General features: G+C 38.5%; 19 protein-coding genes. 17 read left to right on the plus strand and 2 right to left on the minus strand.

What is annotated here, in order from left to right:
- Nucleotides 1–113: 113 nt before the first annotated feature.
- A complete protein-coding gene (locus AC4IBF_RS07225) occupies nucleotides 114–788 on the plus strand; it encodes an EAL domain-containing protein (protein ID WP_032986960.1) in 675 nt (224 codons plus the stop codon).
- A gap of 55 nt (nucleotides 789–843) precedes the next feature.
- Here AC4IBF_RS07225 and AC4IBF_RS07230 read toward each other — a convergent pair whose 3' ends face one another.
- Nucleotides 844–1,353 carry a hypothetical protein gene (locus tag AC4IBF_RS07230; RefSeq protein WP_050505971.1) on the minus strand — a complete coding sequence of 170 codons (510 nt, stop codon included), beginning with the start codon at nucleotides 1,351–1,353 and terminating at the stop codon, nucleotides 844–846.
- A 60-nt stretch (nucleotides 1,354–1,413) separates the two neighbouring features.
- On the minus strand, nucleotides 1,414–1,824 hold the full coding sequence (locus tag AC4IBF_RS07235) for a hypothetical protein (protein WP_032986835.1): 411 nt from the start codon (nucleotides 1,822–1,824) through the stop codon (nucleotides 1,414–1,416).
- A gap of 201 nt (nucleotides 1,825–2,025) precedes the next feature.
- Between AC4IBF_RS07235 and AC4IBF_RS07240 the strand changes: the two genes are divergently transcribed.
- Genes AC4IBF_RS07240 through AC4IBF_RS07315 form a run of 16 tightly spaced genes read left to right on the plus strand, consistent with a single transcriptional unit; the run spans nucleotide 2,026 to nucleotide 18,798 of the window.
- On the plus strand, nucleotides 2,026–2,568 hold the full coding sequence (locus AC4IBF_RS07240; protein WP_230586661.1) for a terminase small subunit: 543 nt from the start codon (nucleotides 2,026–2,028) through the stop codon (nucleotides 2,566–2,568).
- Nucleotides 2,483–4,372, plus strand: coding sequence for a terminase gpA endonuclease subunit (locus tag AC4IBF_RS07245; RefSeq protein WP_080733497.1), 1,890 nt, complete (start codon nucleotides 2,483–2,485; stop codon nucleotides 4,370–4,372). Before AC4IBF_RS07240 ends, AC4IBF_RS07245 begins: the two co-directional genes overlap by 86 nt.
- 17 nt (nucleotides 4,373–4,389) lie before the next feature.
- On the plus strand, nucleotides 4,390–4,932 hold the full coding sequence (locus tag AC4IBF_RS07250; protein ID WP_133051906.1) for a hypothetical protein: 543 nt from the start codon (nucleotides 4,390–4,392) through the stop codon (nucleotides 4,930–4,932).
- Nucleotides 4,932–6,422, plus strand: a complete 1,491-nt coding sequence (locus tag AC4IBF_RS07255) for a phage portal protein (RefSeq protein WP_080865910.1) — start codon at nucleotides 4,932–4,934, stop codon at nucleotides 6,420–6,422. Before AC4IBF_RS07250 ends, AC4IBF_RS07255 begins: the two co-directional genes overlap by 1 nt.
- Complete coding sequence (locus tag AC4IBF_RS07260) at nucleotides 6,373–8,205, plus strand: phage major capsid family protein (protein ID WP_032986648.1); 1,833 nt, start codon at nucleotides 6,373–6,375, stop codon at nucleotides 8,203–8,205. Before AC4IBF_RS07255 ends, AC4IBF_RS07260 begins: the two co-directional genes overlap by 50 nt.
- A gap of 14 nt (nucleotides 8,206–8,219) precedes the next feature.
- The gene (locus tag AC4IBF_RS07265; protein ID WP_032986646.1) at nucleotides 8,220–8,519 is read left to right on the plus strand and encodes a hypothetical protein; all 300 of its coding nucleotides are present in this window, start codon (nucleotides 8,220–8,222) and stop codon (nucleotides 8,517–8,519) included.
- A 1-nt stretch (nucleotide 8,520) separates the two neighbouring features.
- Entirely contained in the window at nucleotides 8,521–8,958 is a 438-nt protein-coding gene (locus AC4IBF_RS07270; RefSeq protein WP_105536162.1) for a hypothetical protein, read from the plus strand.
- 2 nt (nucleotides 8,959–8,960) lie between these two features.
- Complete coding sequence (locus AC4IBF_RS07275) at nucleotides 8,961–10,652, plus strand: hypothetical protein (protein WP_491463225.1); 1,692 nt, start codon at nucleotides 8,961–8,963, stop codon at nucleotides 10,650–10,652.
- Entirely contained in the window at nucleotides 10,649–13,471 is a 2,823-nt protein-coding gene (locus AC4IBF_RS07280; protein WP_032986644.1) for a hypothetical protein, read from the plus strand. Before AC4IBF_RS07275 ends, AC4IBF_RS07280 begins: the two co-directional genes overlap by 4 nt.
- A gap of 56 nt (nucleotides 13,472–13,527) precedes the next feature.
- Nucleotides 13,528–14,001: a phage tail protein gene (locus AC4IBF_RS07285; RefSeq protein WP_032659437.1), complete on the plus strand. Its 474-nt coding sequence runs from the start codon at nucleotides 13,528–13,530 to the stop codon at nucleotides 13,999–14,001.
- Nucleotides 14,002–14,041: 40 nt separating this feature from the next.
- Entirely contained in the window at nucleotides 14,042–14,332 is a 291-nt protein-coding gene (locus AC4IBF_RS07290) for a hypothetical protein (protein ID WP_032659434.1), read from the plus strand.
- 56 nt (nucleotides 14,333–14,388) lie between these two features.
- Nucleotides 14,389–14,700 carry a hypothetical protein gene (locus tag AC4IBF_RS07295; RefSeq protein ID WP_133052131.1) on the plus strand — a complete coding sequence of 104 codons (312 nt, stop codon included), beginning with the start codon at nucleotides 14,389–14,391 and terminating at the stop codon, nucleotides 14,698–14,700.
- Nucleotides 14,687–17,149 (plus strand): hypothetical protein, encoded by a 2,463-nt coding sequence (locus AC4IBF_RS07300; protein WP_097577555.1) that lies wholly within the window; start codon nucleotides 14,687–14,689, stop codon nucleotides 17,147–17,149. The genes AC4IBF_RS07295 and AC4IBF_RS07300 overlap by 14 nt, the downstream gene beginning before the upstream one ends.
- 51 nt (nucleotides 17,150–17,200) lie before the next feature.
- Nucleotides 17,201–17,755, plus strand: coding sequence for a hypothetical protein (locus tag AC4IBF_RS07305; RefSeq protein WP_491463226.1), 555 nt, complete (start codon nucleotides 17,201–17,203; stop codon nucleotides 17,753–17,755).
- A gap of 3 nt (nucleotides 17,756–17,758) precedes the next feature.
- Nucleotides 17,759–18,403: a hypothetical protein gene (locus tag AC4IBF_RS07310; RefSeq protein ID WP_050597010.1), complete on the plus strand. Its 645-nt coding sequence runs from the start codon at nucleotides 17,759–17,761 to the stop codon at nucleotides 18,401–18,403.
- Nucleotides 18,403–18,798: a DUF6950 family protein gene (locus AC4IBF_RS07315; protein ID WP_133115902.1), complete on the plus strand. Its 396-nt coding sequence runs from the start codon at nucleotides 18,403–18,405 to the stop codon at nucleotides 18,796–18,798. The genes AC4IBF_RS07310 and AC4IBF_RS07315 overlap by 1 nt, the downstream gene beginning before the upstream one ends.

The raw sequence follows: 18,798 nt of genomic DNA on the forward strand, positions 1-18,798 counted from the left end.
AAAAACGATCATTTTCAATAAGTTAAGTAATCTTCTTTAGTATGGTAAGTCTTTTATTGATATCTAAAAACGATCAATAATTGATCATTAACCAATTTTAGAGATAAACAGGGATGATCAATACAACCTTCATAGCAGAACCAATCATGACAACATCAGGCCAGCTCATAGGCTGTGAACTGTTAACCCGCTTCCATCGTGAAGATCTGCCAGTGCTGAACAGTAAGTACTTCATCATGGCTATGACGGTTGAAGGGAAGAAGGAACTACTGAAACAACAATTAGAGGCCGTAGAAGTTTATGCGGCCTGGTTCAGGGATAACCGGCTTTTCTGTACCGTTAACGTTGATACCGTACAGGCACGGCTATGTGTCTTTGACAGGGATATTATTCAGTTATTGGATAAACTGGAGTTTGTGAGGCTGGAGATCTCAGAAGATTTTGAAGGTCTTGAAAAGGGTATTGAACATCCGATACTCAGAACATTGTTAAACGTTGGCTATCGCTTGTTCCTTGATGATCTTGGTTCCGGTCAGGCTAACGTAGCGGCGTTAACTACTGGATGCTATGAGGCGGTAAAACTCGATAGAGCGTTCTACCGTCAGGAAGTACAGAAACCCACATTCAACGTACTGATGAAGAACATCATGAAGTACTGCCCCTATGTAATCGTAGAGGGAGTAGAGCAACGCCAAGAGCTACCAGTATTACGCGATGCTGGAGTAACGGCGGTTCAAGGCTATCTATACCGTTCAGTTCCTTTCCATAAAGTTAATAGTTTGCTATAGATCTCAGTAAATGAAGCCCTACCAATTCCAAGCTTGGTAGGGCATCAATTAACAATTAATTGAAATTATAAGATAATATTTCTCCAGTTTCGCCATTAAATTTGCATGAATACTGGACATTCTTATACGCACCAAATCCATTCTGAGCTTGAGCCTGATCACCATACATTTCGATCACTCTTGAATCTTTACTAACCCATGCGTAAGTTACAAAAGCAGGGTTGGTAATCGAATCCTTCCATTTAAAATCATACTTAGCTAATTTCTCGATAGCTCGCTGACATTCATAAACAGGATTATGGTGATTTTTTGCGTAGCCAATCGGGTTTTTATCTTCTTCCGCTTTACGTGCTGCCAGTTGAGCATCTTCTTTTGCTTGACCTTCCTGCCCCCAAATACCAAAAATTGCAATAGAGGAAACAAAAAATACAGGTATTGCCAGTAATAAGCCTACAAAAATTATACTACCTTTCTCCCAATTCTTTTTCGTACCTTTATGCTTAACCCATTGATAGGCAGCTATAGCTATTGCTGCGGCTATGAACAGACTTGCTTGTAGATTCATATTCATTCCTTGCGATAAAAAGAACTATAAAATTGTCATTCTGGAATCAATTGCTATCATTTATTTGGTGTTCTTTTCAAGCATTTCTATGATTAGCTTTTTAGTTTCGATAGAGCACAAAGCAACATAAATTTCTTCATCATTAGCATTAATCTTTTCGATGCGAGAACTAAGTTCTTTGATGAATGAATTACTTCTAATTAAATCAACAACTGAGTTAGCAAATTCTTCTTTTTTCTTTTGAGAGTAAAGAGAAGGCATGAGATTACTCACAGCAGCCGCTGTGGTATTCCATTGTTGTGGTGTTACTGCTTCCTCAGTAGCTTTCCGTAAATCTTCTTCTTTTTTCTTTTTAAAAAAACGTTTAAAACCAAATGTCAAAGTAAGAATAATAGCGTTGATGATTTGCTCTTGAACAGACTTTGGCAACTTTGTGAACAACTCAAAGAACTTTAAGATCGCAGCCAGCATAAAACTAACCTCGTATGTGTGTAGATCGAAAAGATTATCATGAAGTACTGAAATATTTCAATCACCAAAAATGGTAAATAAACAAAATAGGTTCTCTTTGGACCTTAAAACACTGCGTAGATTTCGACGCACTTTGTTTTAAATATATGTGAAAAAATAATAAAGAGGCGAAACGTTATACAGATGAATAAGAACATTAGCATGAATCAGCTTGCGAAGCAGTACGGATACAACGAATCCACCGTTCGCGAATGGAAAGCACAGGGTATGCCAATAGGTGAAGGTACTGAAGAAGCTGATACACGAGCATGGATAGTACAGAACGTAATTCTACCATTGCGTAATACCGATACCCGCGAACAAATAGATCAAGAACGCCTACGTAAACTAAAGGCAGAGGCGGCATTATCTGAACTTGAATTACAGATTAAGCATGGAACAGTAGTTAGTACTGAATATCTTGAACAAGTACTAACTGAATATCTATTTCAAGTTAAAACCGCGATGAGGGCAATCCCAAGTAAAACATACTTAGAGCTATTTGCTCAGACAGACGCGAAAGATTTAAGAGATATATTAAAACAACATATTGATAGTACTTTATTTCAGCTAGGAAGCATGGAATTTGAACTACCCACGGATGAAGAAATACTAGAACATGGAAACGAACAAGAAGAAATTAACGAAAGTACTAAAGAGAGTACTCCCGACGATACAGCCACCGAAGATACAGAAAACGAGTGAATGGATTAGTAATGGTGTAGTTAAGTTTGTTGATGGACCGAATATGGGGCTTGATTGGGTTCCATTTAGTTTCCAACGAGAACCAATGGATATAGCTCAACAAAGATCGACAAAAAAAATTGTACTCCAATCATGTTCACAACTACTCAAGACGACCATTCTACAATCAATATCTTTCCACCTCATGGCAAATAACCCATGTAATTTTGCTTTTGGTAGTAGTTCTGAAGCTGAAGTAAAGAAATTCAAGGATGGTAAATTCCTACCAGCTATTGAAACGAGTGAAGTACTCAAGCCTTTAGTAACAGATAAGAACGATAAGAACGCCGCTAATAACGCCAAACAAACACAAATGGTCAACGGTACTTTCGTATACTGGCTTAACTTGAATACTCCAGGGAACCTACGCGGTATTACATGTAGGGTAGTACTACTAGATGAAGTATCAAATGTTGGTATTACAGAGGAGGGCAATCCAATCAAATTAGCCGAAGCACGAACAAGTACTTTCGGTGATGATGCTCTGGTAGTGATTTCAAGTACACCATTATATAAAGATGATCTAATTAACTCAGAATATAATTTATCCGATAAACGCCGTTGGTTTGTTACTCACACTTGCGGTCATGAGTATACTTTTGAATGGGAACAAGTAGCCTTTGAATTTAAGCAACTTGAAAACGGGCGAGCGATACCAGACAGTACTACAACTCGTTTAATTTGCCCCCATTGTCAGGAAGAGATAGACGAACATACACGCCACCAAATGATTGATAACGGTCGATGGATAGCTACAAGTACTGATGGTGATCCGGGTGTAGTTGGCTATCAAATATCACGTATGTATTCCCCATTGAATACTATTTCTGAAATGGTTAGTAAGTTTGCCGATGCTCTTTATAATTTCAATCTTCAAACATTTTATAATAATGAATTGGGATTACCTTATGAAGATGAATACGCAAAAGAACTAGATATACTACGATTGGAATCATTACGTGAAGATGAATTTAATCTACATAAAATACCTGAAAGTACTTTAGGCATAACAATAGCAGTAGACCAACAATTAGATCGCCTGGAAGCTACTGTATTAGGCTTTGATGAAAAGAACATTTATGTACTTGGTCATGAATTCTTCTATGGTCATGACTGTACAAAGATTGAATCTCAAGCATGGAAGGACTTAGATCAGTTTTGTCGTCAAGATTTCCGAAGTATTGACGGTCGAATAGTACCTACACTTGCCGTATTCGTGGATTCATCGAACGGTAACGCTACAGATACAGTTAAAAAGTTTACCGCACGTTGGGCTAAGTTTCATCCAATCAAAGGTTCAAGCAGTACTACAAGTGACTTATTCAAACAGAGTACACAGGCGGGATATAAACTACAGATCCTAAATGTTCATGAACAAAAAAATACTATTCGTAAACTTTTAAACTTGATGCTCAGTACTGAAGCAGAAAACGCACCAATACAATTACGCTTTTCCAGTACTCTACCATCAGATTACTTTGAACAATTATCCTCTGAAGAACTAAAACCTGCTGGTGGTAAGTTAGTATGGCGACTAAAGAAAGGGCAGAAGAGAAACGAGGCTCTAGATTGTCTGGTCTATGGAATGATCGCAATCGTGTATTCCCAATCACAATTAGGTACGCAACCGTTTAGAAAACTACGCGAACATAAAGCCAAATCATTACCACAAAAGATAAATAAACCAGAAGAATCACAACCTACCCAAAGTACCAGACGTTCTAGGCGTACTGGTGTGGGTTCAAACTGGTTTGGAAAAACGTAATATGATAAGGATATCCAATGGCAATTTTACCAGAAAAGATTTATATGGTTTCAAACCCATATGATTATCTTGTAACAATTCCTGCTAAAACACTTTTCGTTATTTCATATATCAGTACTGGTAATTCAATTACATTAGATAACAGCATTAGTGATAGTGAACAATCATTTACTATCACCTTTGAAACTAACGTTGCTTCAGAAAAACTATTCTGTACAACTATTACTAATGGCATTGCCAGTACTTCCCAATGTGAAGTAGTCGATCCAACAAAACATACTGAAGAATACGCACGTATTCGTAAGATGATTGAAGAGATCGAAGCGGTAATTGAAGCAAAAATACAAGGTGGTGCTAACTACAGCATTACAATTAATAATAAAGCTCTAGTTAGTGAGTCATTAGCGAACTTAGAAGCAATCCGTGCTCGTTATATTGAACGTGCTAATTCTCTATGGGCTAAAATGAATGGTCAATCTACATCTGGTTCTAGTAAACCATTTAAGAGTATGACTGTATTCCGAGATCCTAACTATCCAAATCGTTGGGGTACTCGCTAATGTGGTTTAAGAAAAAACAACCTGAACAACCAAAACCAGTACAGAAAACTAATGAAGTCCGTGAACATGTTGGTAAAACATTACAACGTGATTTAAACCAGATTCGTACAACTAGTAATGGTATTAATACTTTCGGCTTTGGTGTCGGTACAAATTCAGTAAGTATTAATAATATCATTAAATGGCATTTATCAGAATGGCGTAATCAATCACGTGATGCAACATTAGTAAACCCAATCGCACGAAAGTATATGATGCTTTCTGTAGATGGTGTTGTAGGCAGTAATGGTATCTATGTAAAACCATCTGTAGATATTGATGTTGATGAAGAAACCAAACATACCATTAACCAACAACTAGAAAAAATATTTGATCGTTGGGCATATGATGCTAGTAAATTCTCTATTGATGGATCAATGACTTTTGATCTATTCGCACAAGTACTAGAAAAACATCGTTGCCGTGATGGTGAAGCGTTTGTACGTATTCATAATTTCAACCGTTCTATCAAAATTGAAATTATTGATTCTGCTAGATTGACTCAGTTGAATAACGCAGTACTGGCAGATGGATATATTAGTAATGGAATTGAATATAACAAGTACCGTCAACCTGTAAACTACTATTTCGCTAAATATAATCCAGTAACATATACATATGATGCTACGAGTTATGAAGTTGTCCCAGCAAGTGAAATCCTACATTACTATGTCATGGATGATGCTACACAGGAACGAGGTATACCGGATCTAATTGCCAGTACTAAAGTATTAGCAGACCTAAAGAACTTCCAGGAAGCGGCATTACTTGCTAAACGAATCTCAGCCAGTGTAACCACATTCATTACCAATAATGGGAACAACAATGAATTAGCACTAACTGAAGGTGAACAAGATACTGCGATTTATAATGAGTACTTAGAACCTGGTGCAATCTTTGAATTAAATGCTAACCAAGATGTTAAATCAGTTGATCCTCGTAATGGTGTCGATGGTATAGCGGAATTCACAGATGTACTATTTGATAATATTTCAATGGGTTTGAATGTAACTAAGCAATCCCTATTGGGTAGTACTGCTGATGCGTCATTTAGTGCTGCGAAACTTGCTGAACGCTTACAAGCTACAACATTCAGTACTCGAACTAATGTACTTATAAATAAAGTACTCAAGCCCATTTATACGGCTTGGTTAAAAAACGAAATGCTAAATAATAGTAAGTTGAAATTAAGTTTTTCTGATTTCGACGATCTTGTATGTGCTCGCTATATTCCTACTAAACCTATTTCACTTGATCCATTGAAGGATATCCAATGTGAAGTAGCTGCAATTGATGCTGGTTTGAAATCCCGTACACAGGTAATTAGTGAAATGGGTGGTGATCCACGTGTTGTAATTCAAGAAATAGAAAATGAGAAAAATATGAACAAGGAAGTTCTAAATGAAAAACAAAAACCAGACGAGGGAACTAACCCTACCAACGGCGATTAATTCTGATAATCGTACCGTTGAAGTTGCTTTTTGTTCTGAAGCTGGCGTACTACGTGAAATTGAAGGAAAGGTATATACCGAAATACTTCTATGTAATCCAGAAAATGTAGACCTATCGCGTTTGAATAATTCAGGGGCAGTACTTTTCAATCATGATCGAGATCATTTGATTGGAAGGGTTCTATCTGCACGTATTGATTCAGATAAAGTAGGTCGTGCTGTATTACAGATTTCAAATGCTTCAGAAAAAGAATGGGAACAAATCAATGAAGGCGTATTAACACATATTAGCTTTGGCTACACAGTTAACGATTACCGTATTGAAGGTAATATTATCTATGTAACTCGTTTCACACCATATGAAATATCTCTGGTAACAGTACCTGCTGATTGTACTGCTGGTGTTGGTCGCTCATTGATAAATAACAATGATGACAACCAGAAGGATACAATCATGGAAGATGATAACGAAATTGAAAGTACTGAACCTGAAATTGAAGAACAATCAGAAGTAATTAGTACTGAACTTGAATCTGAAGAAGAAGTAGAAGAATCCCTAGAAGAAGAAATTACTGAAACTGAAGAAGTGCGTATGAGCGATGAAGAACTATTAGAACAAATTTCAAATCGTCCAGACTTGCTTGAACGAATGATAAATAAAATCGAAGTTGAAGAAACACGCGAAGAAGTACAAGAAAGTACTGTTAATTCTGAATCAGAAGATTCTACCGATGAAGTAGAACGTAAACGTGAATTGGAATCAATCGGCGTAGTTCTAAATATTGATGTGTCTGAAGCAATTGAAAATGGAATTTCAGTTGAGGACTTCAAACGCACACTAAATACAAAAACAAATCCTAATCATGATAAGGAAATCAAAATGGAAAAATCCGTATTAAATGGCCTAATTCGTTCACTAAGTGAAGGTAATTTTGCTGGTAAAACTGAAATCCCTGCGAGCGATTTCGTTCGTACTTCTACTACTGTTGGCGGTGCTGCTCTAGTTAAAGAAGTATATGCTGATTCTTATATTGATGTGCTACGTGCTCAATCAGTATTTGCGAATCTACCTGTACAAATATATTCAAATCTAGAGGGTGAAGGTAATCTAGTTCTACCTAAACTATCTTCTGATTTCACCGATAATTTCGGATATGTTACTGAAGGTGCTCCATCACCATCTTATAACGCTGCTTTTGAGAAGATTACTCTAAAGCCAGAAATCTTTACTGGTTCTGTTGAACTAACTCGTACTCTAATTAAATCTGCTAGTACTGCTGAACAGTATATTCAAGATGCGATGGTGAAGGGTGCTGCTCTAAAACTAGAACGTCTAATTCTTGCTGATGTTGTTGCTAAGGCTCCAGAAGTAACCCTAACTGCTGCTCTAACCAAAACCGATGTTATTAGTGCTCTAGCTACTCTAGCTGCTGCTAACGTCCGTATTGAAAACGTAGTTGCTATTGTACACCCTACTACCGCTGCTGTATTGCGTACTACTCTAGATGGTTCTAACACCTCTGCTAAGTACTTGCTACAAGGCTATATGGGTGATGGTATCCTAGCTGACTCAGTACGTATTGTTGAATCTACTCAAGTTGCCGCAGGTGCTATTGTTTTCGGTGATTGGTCAAATATCGTTATGGCTCAATGGGGTTCAGTAACTATGGATCGTGACGATACAACTCAGCGTAACTCTATGGGTATCGTTCTACGTACCTTTAGCTTCCAGGCTCATGCTCTAGCACACGATGAAGCATTCCTAGTACTTAAGTTAGCTTAATACAAGGGTGACAAATGAGAGCATTTTTTAGTAACTCACAAATAGAGTATCTATTAAATGCTTTTGGTGAAAAGCTCGTCATTGTTCAAGATGGTGTATCAATAACGATTACCGCAATTTTTGAACAAGACGAGCTTTTTTTCGATGATAGTCAAACTACCGTAACATATTTTAGTGCTAAGTCAGGAATTAAACTAAATAGCACCTTCACGATTGATAACACCGAATACGTAGTAAATAGAATAGATGATGATACGAGCGGTATCTCTAACTATCACTATGTTCGCAAGATCGATTTAGAAGAGGAAATATAATATGTTCACGGCAGACTATATAATAAGAAAGTATTTGATTAATAAATTAGCAGTGATTGTTAATTTACAATATCCATCAAAAGCATCAGTAGATAATACTACAATGGTTTACATTGGTGATTCTTCTGTACAACGTACACAGATAGCTAAAGCAAATCAAATTGTAAAAAATCAAATCGTACCTTCAACTATTAGAAATTTATGTGAATTTCGAGTTGAGTTTGTAGCTGTCGGACAATCATTTAAAAGTGCTTCAGATGAAATAGAAAAGATTCTTGAAGCACTTTATACATCTGGTTTCTTTGATGAACTAAACCAGCAACTTCCAATGCCATTATTCAATATCCGTATTGAAGATAGCCTAATGACTACTCAAGCCGAAGCAACGGAAACCGCTTATGTACACACGCAAACTCTATCTTTTAGCTATGGGGAATAATTATGGCTCAAACATTTTTAGGGAATCTAACTACAGTATGGATTAATACCGATACAACAAACGTTGATCCAAATGCCCGTACTTTTGTTCAAGTAGAAAACCTTTCAGCATTTCCAAGTTTTAGTGAATCAACTTCTGTGTCAACTGTAGAAACATATGATAGTACTTACACCTCTAAAGTAGCGGGTGATAGTTCATATGGTGATATGACTATTTCAGTTAACTATATTCTAGGTGAAAACGCCGTACTTGATTCTGTTGTTGATTCTCAGCAATTAGTACAGGTCAAGGTAGAAATGCTTGATGAAGGTTTAAACGATACTACCGTAAACTATGTGCTTTACAACGGTTACTTATCCAGCGTTGCCGATACGTCGGATCTGGATCAGGTCGTTACCCGCTCTTACGTATTCACATCAGAAAGCCAGGTATCAGCAGGTATTCTTGATGAATCAGTAGTTGAACTCTATCGCGGTGATTGGGGTGTTGGTTCGAATGGTAACGAGTTTCCAAGCTATCAAGGCCGTGACGGTAACTCATTCGTTAAGATCGCAGCAGCCAACGCACCAACAGGTGTTGATATGTTGGGTATCACTAACCTTGATGGTTCTAACGGTACTCAACTTGTAATGAGCAAAACCGGTACGCCAGTACTCAACTTTCGTAACTTCTCAACAGCAAGTAATGGGGCATGGTACAAGGTCTACACCAGTGCCGATAAACCTACGCTAACAGAACTTGGTGCGGCAGCCGCTACCGATCTCAGTAACTACGTACCAATCACACGTACTGTCAATGGTAAAGCACTTACAGCTAACATTACTTTGGTAGCAGCAGATATTAGTGATGTTTACTCTAAGACCTACATTGATTCAAACGTAGTACCGAAAGTATTCCAGTTAAACGGACACGCATTATCAGGAACGGCGTTGAACTTAGTAGCAGCAGATATTCTTGATGTGTATTCACAGACTCAGGTTAATAATACCTTTGTAGCTAAAACGGTTACTATTAATGGATTGCCTTTAAGTAGCAATATCACACTAACCGCAGCACAACTTACTGATATGGCATCATTAGCATATAGTAATAGTACTTATGTGCCTAAAACGTTCTTAATCAATAACAAGCCATTATCTGGTACTAACATTCAATTGGTAGCGGCAGATATTAGTGATGTATATTCCCGTACTGAAAGCAACGGATTGTTCGCGTTACGTATCACTACGATTAACGGTTATGCTTTAAACAGTAACGTAACCTTGAACTATAACGATGTTGGAACGTATTCAAAAGCACAAATTGATGCCAAAGATGCCTCACTACAAGCGAACATTGATACCAAAGTAACTATCACTCAAGACCTTCTAACAATAAATAACGTAGAAGATACATTAGAACTTGATATGTCTGATGGTAAACGTGTTTTCAAAGCAACTCTAACAGCACCAGTAACACAACTCAGTGTTATAAATGCGAGTGGAAGTAACTTAAACAGTCAAACTATCACGATGTTGTTAACACAAGGAACAGGGGCAAATAAAATTTCATGGCCTTCTAATGTTAAATGGTCTTATGGGCGTGAACCAGTATTAACCTTTACGAAAGATTCAATTGATGTAATTCAATTCTTGTCAATAGATGGAGGAAGTACCTGGTACGGCTCCTTACTAATGGCGGATCTACAAGAATGATAAGAAAACAAAATATCAGCAATGCCCAACAGATGATTGAAGGGCATTGGAAATTTTTAGAACGTAATACGGGTTTAGTTAATGATAATAAAACAGATCACTATGTACTAAACACACAGAACGTTATATGTAACAACAGGCATTTTATCGCGGAAACTGGATGGGAGGCTCAACCGGATGGCGACGCAACCACAGAAGGGCAATCCTTAGCAATTCTTGGTGCTATCTATGCGTATCAGGCAACCAAAGAACCGTACTACCTACAACGTGCTAAAGACTTTTTCAACGCCTATCATATGGCGTTCTTCCGTGGTGTAGCGTTTCCCGATCCACCTAATGGTTCATTGCGTTGTAACTGGATCTGTAACGGTAAGGCTCCAGTACTGGCACATTACCCATTAGATCCAGAGTATCCAACTCACGGCGGGTTCAAGGGCGTATTGTTCACATGGACGAACGGACAAACACAGATACCTCATGGTTCACCTAACTACGGTGAATACCTCGATGCTGTATGGTTTGCCTTTCCCGAAAGAGCGGGGCTTGGTTGGAATCAGGTAAACGCAACAGCCTACGCATGGTTAGCTAATGAAGATTCCATAGATTGGGATACTAAAGCACCTACGTATGAAGTTGATTGGATTGTTGACCGTACAGGCCGCAAGGTAGATAGCAATGGTGATGTACTGGCAGAAGGACTAACAAGCCAGATCGGTACAGTCCAGCTCAAGGACACGTCTATAAACGGTAATTACCGATTCAACTACGCCACGAAGAACCCTGTATCAGAGGGTGGTTATCTGATGGGGCGTAATGAACGTTGGCACAACAGGCCAGTAAACGTACCCATTGATAACTACGGTTCACTTGATTTCGCTGATAACGCATCAGATGCTGAATTGTGGTTCTGTCAGGCGGCAAAGCTACTATGGGATATCACAGGCGAGCGTATCTATTACTTAGCATGGCAGAACTCACTACTTACATGTATTGGATATTCCGATATTGATAAATTTGATATGTTCTTTCGTAAAAGTACACTTGCTATAACGCCGTTTACTGATGGTATTTCATATGATTATTTCTATCCGAGTAATCAAGTAGCATCATATTCACGTGATTCAGACGGCTATATAGTCATTAATCAAAGTGCCTCAGCACAAACAACACTTGAACAACAATCTATATGGTTCAAATTCAATAATAGTTCAACTTTCCATGTTGAATATAGTGGTGTTGATACTACTGGCAAACCATTAAGCCTTGCTGTAGCAATGACAGTGAATAAAACTAAAACAGAAGATGGTGCTATTAGATACCGTTGTGGTTTACCCATTACCAATACTGACAACAGTATTATATCAATGGATATACCGATGAACCATTTTACACGTATTGCTAAACCAGACGGTGGACAGTACTTAACAGCAGATATGCGTATGATTTCTGATTATGGGGATAATACAGTAACTACCTTACAATATGTTTCCGGTATCGCTGGAACGTACTATGACAACGTGATTTCTACTACTATGGATTCTGACGGTAGTTCTACAGTTGGTTTCTGGATCTTTGATGATGAAACACAGGATTTAAACAGCTTCACATACAGAACATATGCTGATGATTTTAATATCCGTATTGTTGATGATCTTGGTTGGCGTTGGTGGGCTATGCTACCAGCAAGTAACGGGGCATGGGTAACACAAACGTTTAATGTACTGGATTTTAAATTGAGTTCTTATCAACCGGATCATGGAGAAGGTGATGAACAGCCAGGACAACCAACACTAACAGGACGTACAGAGTTTACACTATTACTTGATACCGATCCGGTTGATGGTGTCTCAGGACGTATTGACTGGTATTGTGTTAACGATTTACCAGCACTTTATAACGATGGTGGTACAGGTGATTATTCAGTATTAGTAAGTTTAACATTCAATGATAGTACTGGTAATGGATATACAGCACGTTTAGGTGATTGTGTAATTCGTAATTACATGCTTGATAGCCTTTCATATACACCAGGACTAATACCATTCAGTAACATCACAGATCCATATGCTCAATTGTATTCCGGTTGGCGTGGATTACCATATCCTGGTTATCAATTGCCTGCTATATGGTGTTTCAAAGGAACTACAATTGATCAAACCAGACTAAATAATAGTATTAAGTTCTTATGTGATGCTCAGGACTGGTTTACTAATAAATTCCATCCTACTTTACCTGGTCCGTGTGCTCAGGCTTATGTGTGGAACCGTCAGGACGCTTTAGCATATGCCCCTGATGGTAAACCGGATCAATTCATTATGCAGCACTGGTACGAAGAAGCATGGTCAGGTTATGAACCTCGTGCGTTCTTTGCAGGATGTGACGTAGTGCATGAACTATTTCAACGTGGTGATTATGCGATTCCACAGAACATTATTACGTACTGTAAGAACTGGATGAATTACTTAAAGTGGTTCATGAAAAATAATGATGGTCACGCACCAACACGATTTAAAGATACAGGTGAAGTTATCTATGATGGCTTTACAGGTCATATGTCTGGTTTGTGGCTTGCTGGTGCTTCAATGATGGCAATAGCAGGTTATCCAGATCACGAATTACTTGATTTACTATTCGCGGAAATTCAACAGAACTATAACGTAGTTTCAGCTAATCACGTAATGAATGGTGGCTGGTCATCAGCTATCAGAAGTGGAACACCTACAACACCACAGAACAACTCTATGTTCTTTGGATTCTATACAGGTGAACTACTAAGAGGTTTAGCACTTTACATGAAGTACTACAACCAACATATATAAATAAACAGAAGGGGTATCAAGGACTGATGCCCCAAATATATAAAGGAATATTAAATATGGCTTTTAATTCTATTTTTGTAGGCAATAATGTAAAAGTTGAAATCGCTAATGCTCCAGCGGGTGGCGGTCAGGCAACTACCTTTACTGTTGTTGAAGAAGTTGGTGCTTTTCCATCAGCGGCAGGTGCGGAATCTAACGTTGTTAGTGTGAACACGTTCGGTCAACAGTACGCTAAGAAATTGCTTGGTTCTCGTTCAGTACCGGATCTAACTCTAACTGTTAACTGGAAACCAGGTGCGACAGGTCAAGAAATGCTTGCGGCAGCCGCAGCAGCACAAACCCTAATCCAGGTTAAAGTAACCTACTATCAGAATATTGATGATCAAGATGGTGCGGCTTATTACAGCATCGTCAATGGTTACGTTAGCTCTGACGTTGTGAACGGGGATTTTGACGGCGTGGTTACTCGTGATTTCGTTGTTTCCGTTACTGGTGCTCCAATTGCGGTTGGTGAAGTTACTGGTGCGTAAGTACTAAATACTACAAACCAACTAACAAGGATAAAGCGAAATGGATTTTACTAATCTTATGAATGCTATTGGTGTGAAGTTAACACCAGTAGTACTAACACCAGAATGTACTGTATACATCAAACTACCAACTATTACCCAACATGCAGAAGTTTCAGATCCATATAAAGCGATCTTCTATTGTGTGGTTGATGAAAGTGGTAAACAGATTTTTGATTCACCTGAACAAGTTGAACAGAATGTAGATTTAACAGTACAACTAAAACTAAATGCCGAGATCGGTAATGTGTTTGCCAAATCCTTTAATGTTGAGGATGTAGAGGCAAAGTAAGACGCGATCCGATTCTCAGACTATCACTATCTTTATTGTATAACAGCGGGTGTAGTGTGGATGATCTCTACACTATGCCCGTTTTGCTTTTCTTCTACCTATTAGTTTTCAAAGAATCGGTTGATCCTGATTCATCACAAATTGAACAAATCAGGCATACAGAACTACTACAGGCAATATGGTTAAGTACTGGCAATATCAAGAAAGAAGATATACCGAAATTTAGTATATATGAACTCGATTCATTGAACATTATTTCAAATAAAACCTTAGCTGAACAACAAGCAGAGAGGGAGAAGAAGATCGCAGAACAACAAAAAGCAAACATGCTTAATTGGATGGGAGTAAAGCCTAATGGCAAACAATAATAAACAATCAATGATATTTGAAATCACAGGTGATGAATCTGGATTACAAAAATCATTAAAAAACGCAGCAAATGATATAGGTGATTTTGGGGATCGTGCTGGCGGTGTGTTCGGTAGTTTCAATACCGGACTATCAACCACGGCTAAAGCTATGTCTGGTTTCGCTGGTGCGGTAGGGGTGGCAGGTATCGCCATTGCCGCCACATTAGCCAACGTACAAGCACAATCAGAAAAGGCGTTTGAAGTCTTTCAGGCAGCATCACTATCACAAACGGGCATAGTACAGATACAACAGGCGGCTAATATGTTTGCGGGTGTTGGTCTGACTATGGATCAAGTAGCCGATCAGATGAAAGATGCTAAGGATAAGTTAGGCGATGCTATCACGAATAACGCTGGCTCTATGCTAACCGATGTAATTCAACCATTGAAGTTGAATATGTTTGAGTTACAGAAAGCAGCAGAAAACGGTGAAGATATTATTGCTAAGATTTACTATCAAGCTAAGCAAATGGGCTTTAGTCAGGCTCAGATTGTACAGATGATGGAAACCGTAGCTAACGATGCTACTAAACGCATGACTGTATATAGAGAATTCAGTACTGAACAAGAGTACCAAAATAGCCTTGCTAATGAAACTATACAGTTAACAGCAGAGCAATCACGACAATTTGAAGAATATAGAACGGCAACTAATAATCTATCAAGGGCGTGGGATGCGTGGCGAAATTCAACACTTGCCCCTGTTGCTAAAAGCCTTGCTGATATTCTTGATCTAATGACTAAGATACTCAACAGTAAGCCAGTGGCAGCAGCCGCAGCAGCTACGAGTAAGCAGGGTATACAGGCCGTACAGGAATACCAAAAACAGTACCAACAGCAGATACAAAAAAACTCTTCTATCTATGGTGCTCAGATGGTAGAAGATCAGCAGAAGCAACAAGAAGCTAATAACAAAACCTTTGAGAATCTTTTAGCTAATCTTGATGCCGCACATAATCTACTTGATAAACAGAAAGAAGAATACAATAAAGGCTCAGATAGAAGTGTTATTGATACAGCGTTGAAACCTTATCTTTCAGCTAAGCAGAAGACACAAGCACAGATTGATACACTTGATGCTACTCACAAACAACTACGAGCAACTATTAAAGATTCTTTAGTACGTGCATATAAGGGTGATGAAGCGGCAATGAATGCCGATTTAGCTAAACTTGATGAAGGTTATAAAGCTAACCGCGAGAAGTTAGTAAAAAGTCTAACAGCCGATGAAGACAAAGCACGTGAAGATAAAGCTAAGAAAGACGAAGCAGCAGCTAAGAAAGCAAAAGCCGCACAAGATAAACTTAATGAACAAACTAAACGAGCAAAAGCTCTATTAGAACAAACGCTATCACAGATCGGTACTAACGAAGCTCAGATACGTATTACTCGTTTTGACTATGAACAAGATGAAATTGAAAAACGTATCAGTACAGCAGGTAAATTAGCTGGTAAGAGTGAAACTGAAATTACAGCAATGTTAGATCAGCAATATAAAAGCCGTGCGACTAAGTACAAAACTATGGTTGATGAAATGCTTGCTGAAACAGACCGTTTAAAACAAGCACAAAACATTGCCGCAATTGCCAGTGATCCGAATGCCACACCAGAGGCTAAAGCCAAAGCAGCAGCAGCGGGTAAGACGTGGACAGGTGACACAGCAGGTCAGGGATTAGGGTATACAAACCCATTAGACTTCTCACCAGATCCAACGAAAGTACAGCAAGTGAACACTGAACAGCAAGAGAACCAGGATGGGGCTAAAGCTCTATACGATGCCAAAGTAATTGGGTTCCAGGAGTACCAGGATCAGCTAACAGCGATTCAGGCCAACGCCGATATGAAACGTGGTCGATTAACCGCAGACGCACTAACCAGTACTTTAGGTATGTGGCAAGCGGGGGCAGGTGATGTAGGAACTATCATGGCTGGGGTTTTCGGTGAATCGTCAGCAGCGGCTAAGGCAGCTTTTGCCGTAAGCAAAGGTATTGCAATTGCACAGAGTATTATCAATATCCAGCAGGGCATATCCGAAGCTATCAAACTTGGGTGGCCTATGGGGATCGCAGCAGGTCTACAGGTAGCAGCTCAAGGTGCGTCCATTGTCCGTACTATCAAAGGTACAGCTATCCAGGGGCAAGCCCATGATGGTTGGGATTCACTACCAAGTACTGGTACATACAATCTTGAAAAAGGTGAACGTGTAGTAGGTAAATCACTAAACCAGGATTTAACAAAATACTTGAGTAATCAGGATGGTAGTAAATCTGGTGATATTAAGATTGACGCACCGTTAATTATTAATAGTAATGGTCAAATATCAGATTCAGATTTCCAAAAGATGTGTGATAAACACGCTGATACTATTGTTCAGGCAACACGTAAATCTCAGAAGAATAACGTATAAATATCATATAGCCCACATGGATTGTGGGCTAACTATTAAAGGAATAATAATATGTTAAATAAAACTCTTATTAGTGATTTCATGTTAACGGACAATATACCCCAATACCAAAACCAAACATGGACAGGTGAAACTATTACACGTGTTGTTGGTTCGCAGTACTTTACCCTTAGTTTCAAAGTTACCTTGAACAAGATGAACCGTGCTGAACTCGCTAACTTCTATGCTTTATATGGTCAGGGTAAACCGTTCTCTATGCCTCTTGGATGGTGGAGTACATACAACGGTACTCAAACATCACAAGTACAGGCAACAGCAGCAAGGGAGGCGGGGGCAACATCCATTGCCGTTAATGCTAATACACTTGAAGTTGGTACGTTAGTTCAATTCAACGGACACCAAAAATTATACCGAATCATAGCCAACACTGGCAACGTGATTACTATCTTCCCTGGATTAATCAAAAACATCCAACTTGGGGAAATAATGAAATATGACAATATTCAAGGTTCATTTATTCTTACACCACAGAACGCAGCATATCAGATGCCAAGTACAAACATTATGGAAGTGACAATAAATGCAACCGAAAACATCAGAGGTTAATTTATGTCTATTCCAAGTAATGTACTAACTAATGCGGATCTTGTCGCGTACTGGAACCTTACACGAGGCGATAACAAAACCGTACTAACAGAGAAAGAACTTTATCAATGTGGTGTTATGGTAAAGCTCATAGATGTACTTCCACCTACCGGAAGTAACATATACCTAACTGATGCCATTGCCGATCAGAACTATAATGGAATTAACTATAAGTCTGTACCTGATTTCCTTGATTCATCATTTGCTAACTATGTAGAAAAGAACCAAATCAACAATAACGGTACTTCTTTGAAAGTAAGTAATGTAAGCCAGGATTATCTTTCTATGGCGTTACGTGGATTGTGGAATGATGCCAAAGTTAATATCTGGATGGGCATTGTTAACCCAGCTACAGGGGGTATTTTATATGCCTATCGTATGTTTAGTGGTTACATTGATTACTTTAGTTCTGACTTTAACAACACAGCAGGTAATACCACAAATGAAACAACAGTAAATCTAAATTCATTGTGGAAGAAGTTAGACCAAACACAACGCCTGTTATCCAGTACATCAGTACACCAATCATTACACACTGGTGATAAGTTCTTTGACCTAATCGGAATACTAAATAGTTCAGAGCAATTCTGGAAGAGTAGTAAGAAATAATGAAAAACGGATTTATAACAGAGTACCTAAGTGGTTTAGTTGGTGAGCCGTTAGTGTACGGTACTAATGATTGTCATATCATGGTGCTAACAGTCATTGATATGATCACAGGTAGTAATTACCGTGATGAAATCTATCAGAAATACACAACACCAACAGCAGGTAGAAAATACGCAAAAGCAAACTGTAGTTATTCTACTCTACATCTATTGTGTAAAGAAAAAGGCCAGTTAGTAACTGAACCACTTGATGGGGATATCATCATTTCATCAGGTCACAGTACAGTTTATTGGCGTGGGAAAGTAGTAATTTTATCAGAAGATAAATCTAACTATATCGTTTCTCAATATATCCCAAATGAAAAAGACAAAATATACAGATTTAAAGGGGAATAA

The sequence above is a fragment of the Enterobacter sp. Taxon_8 genome (assembly GCF_058354585.1).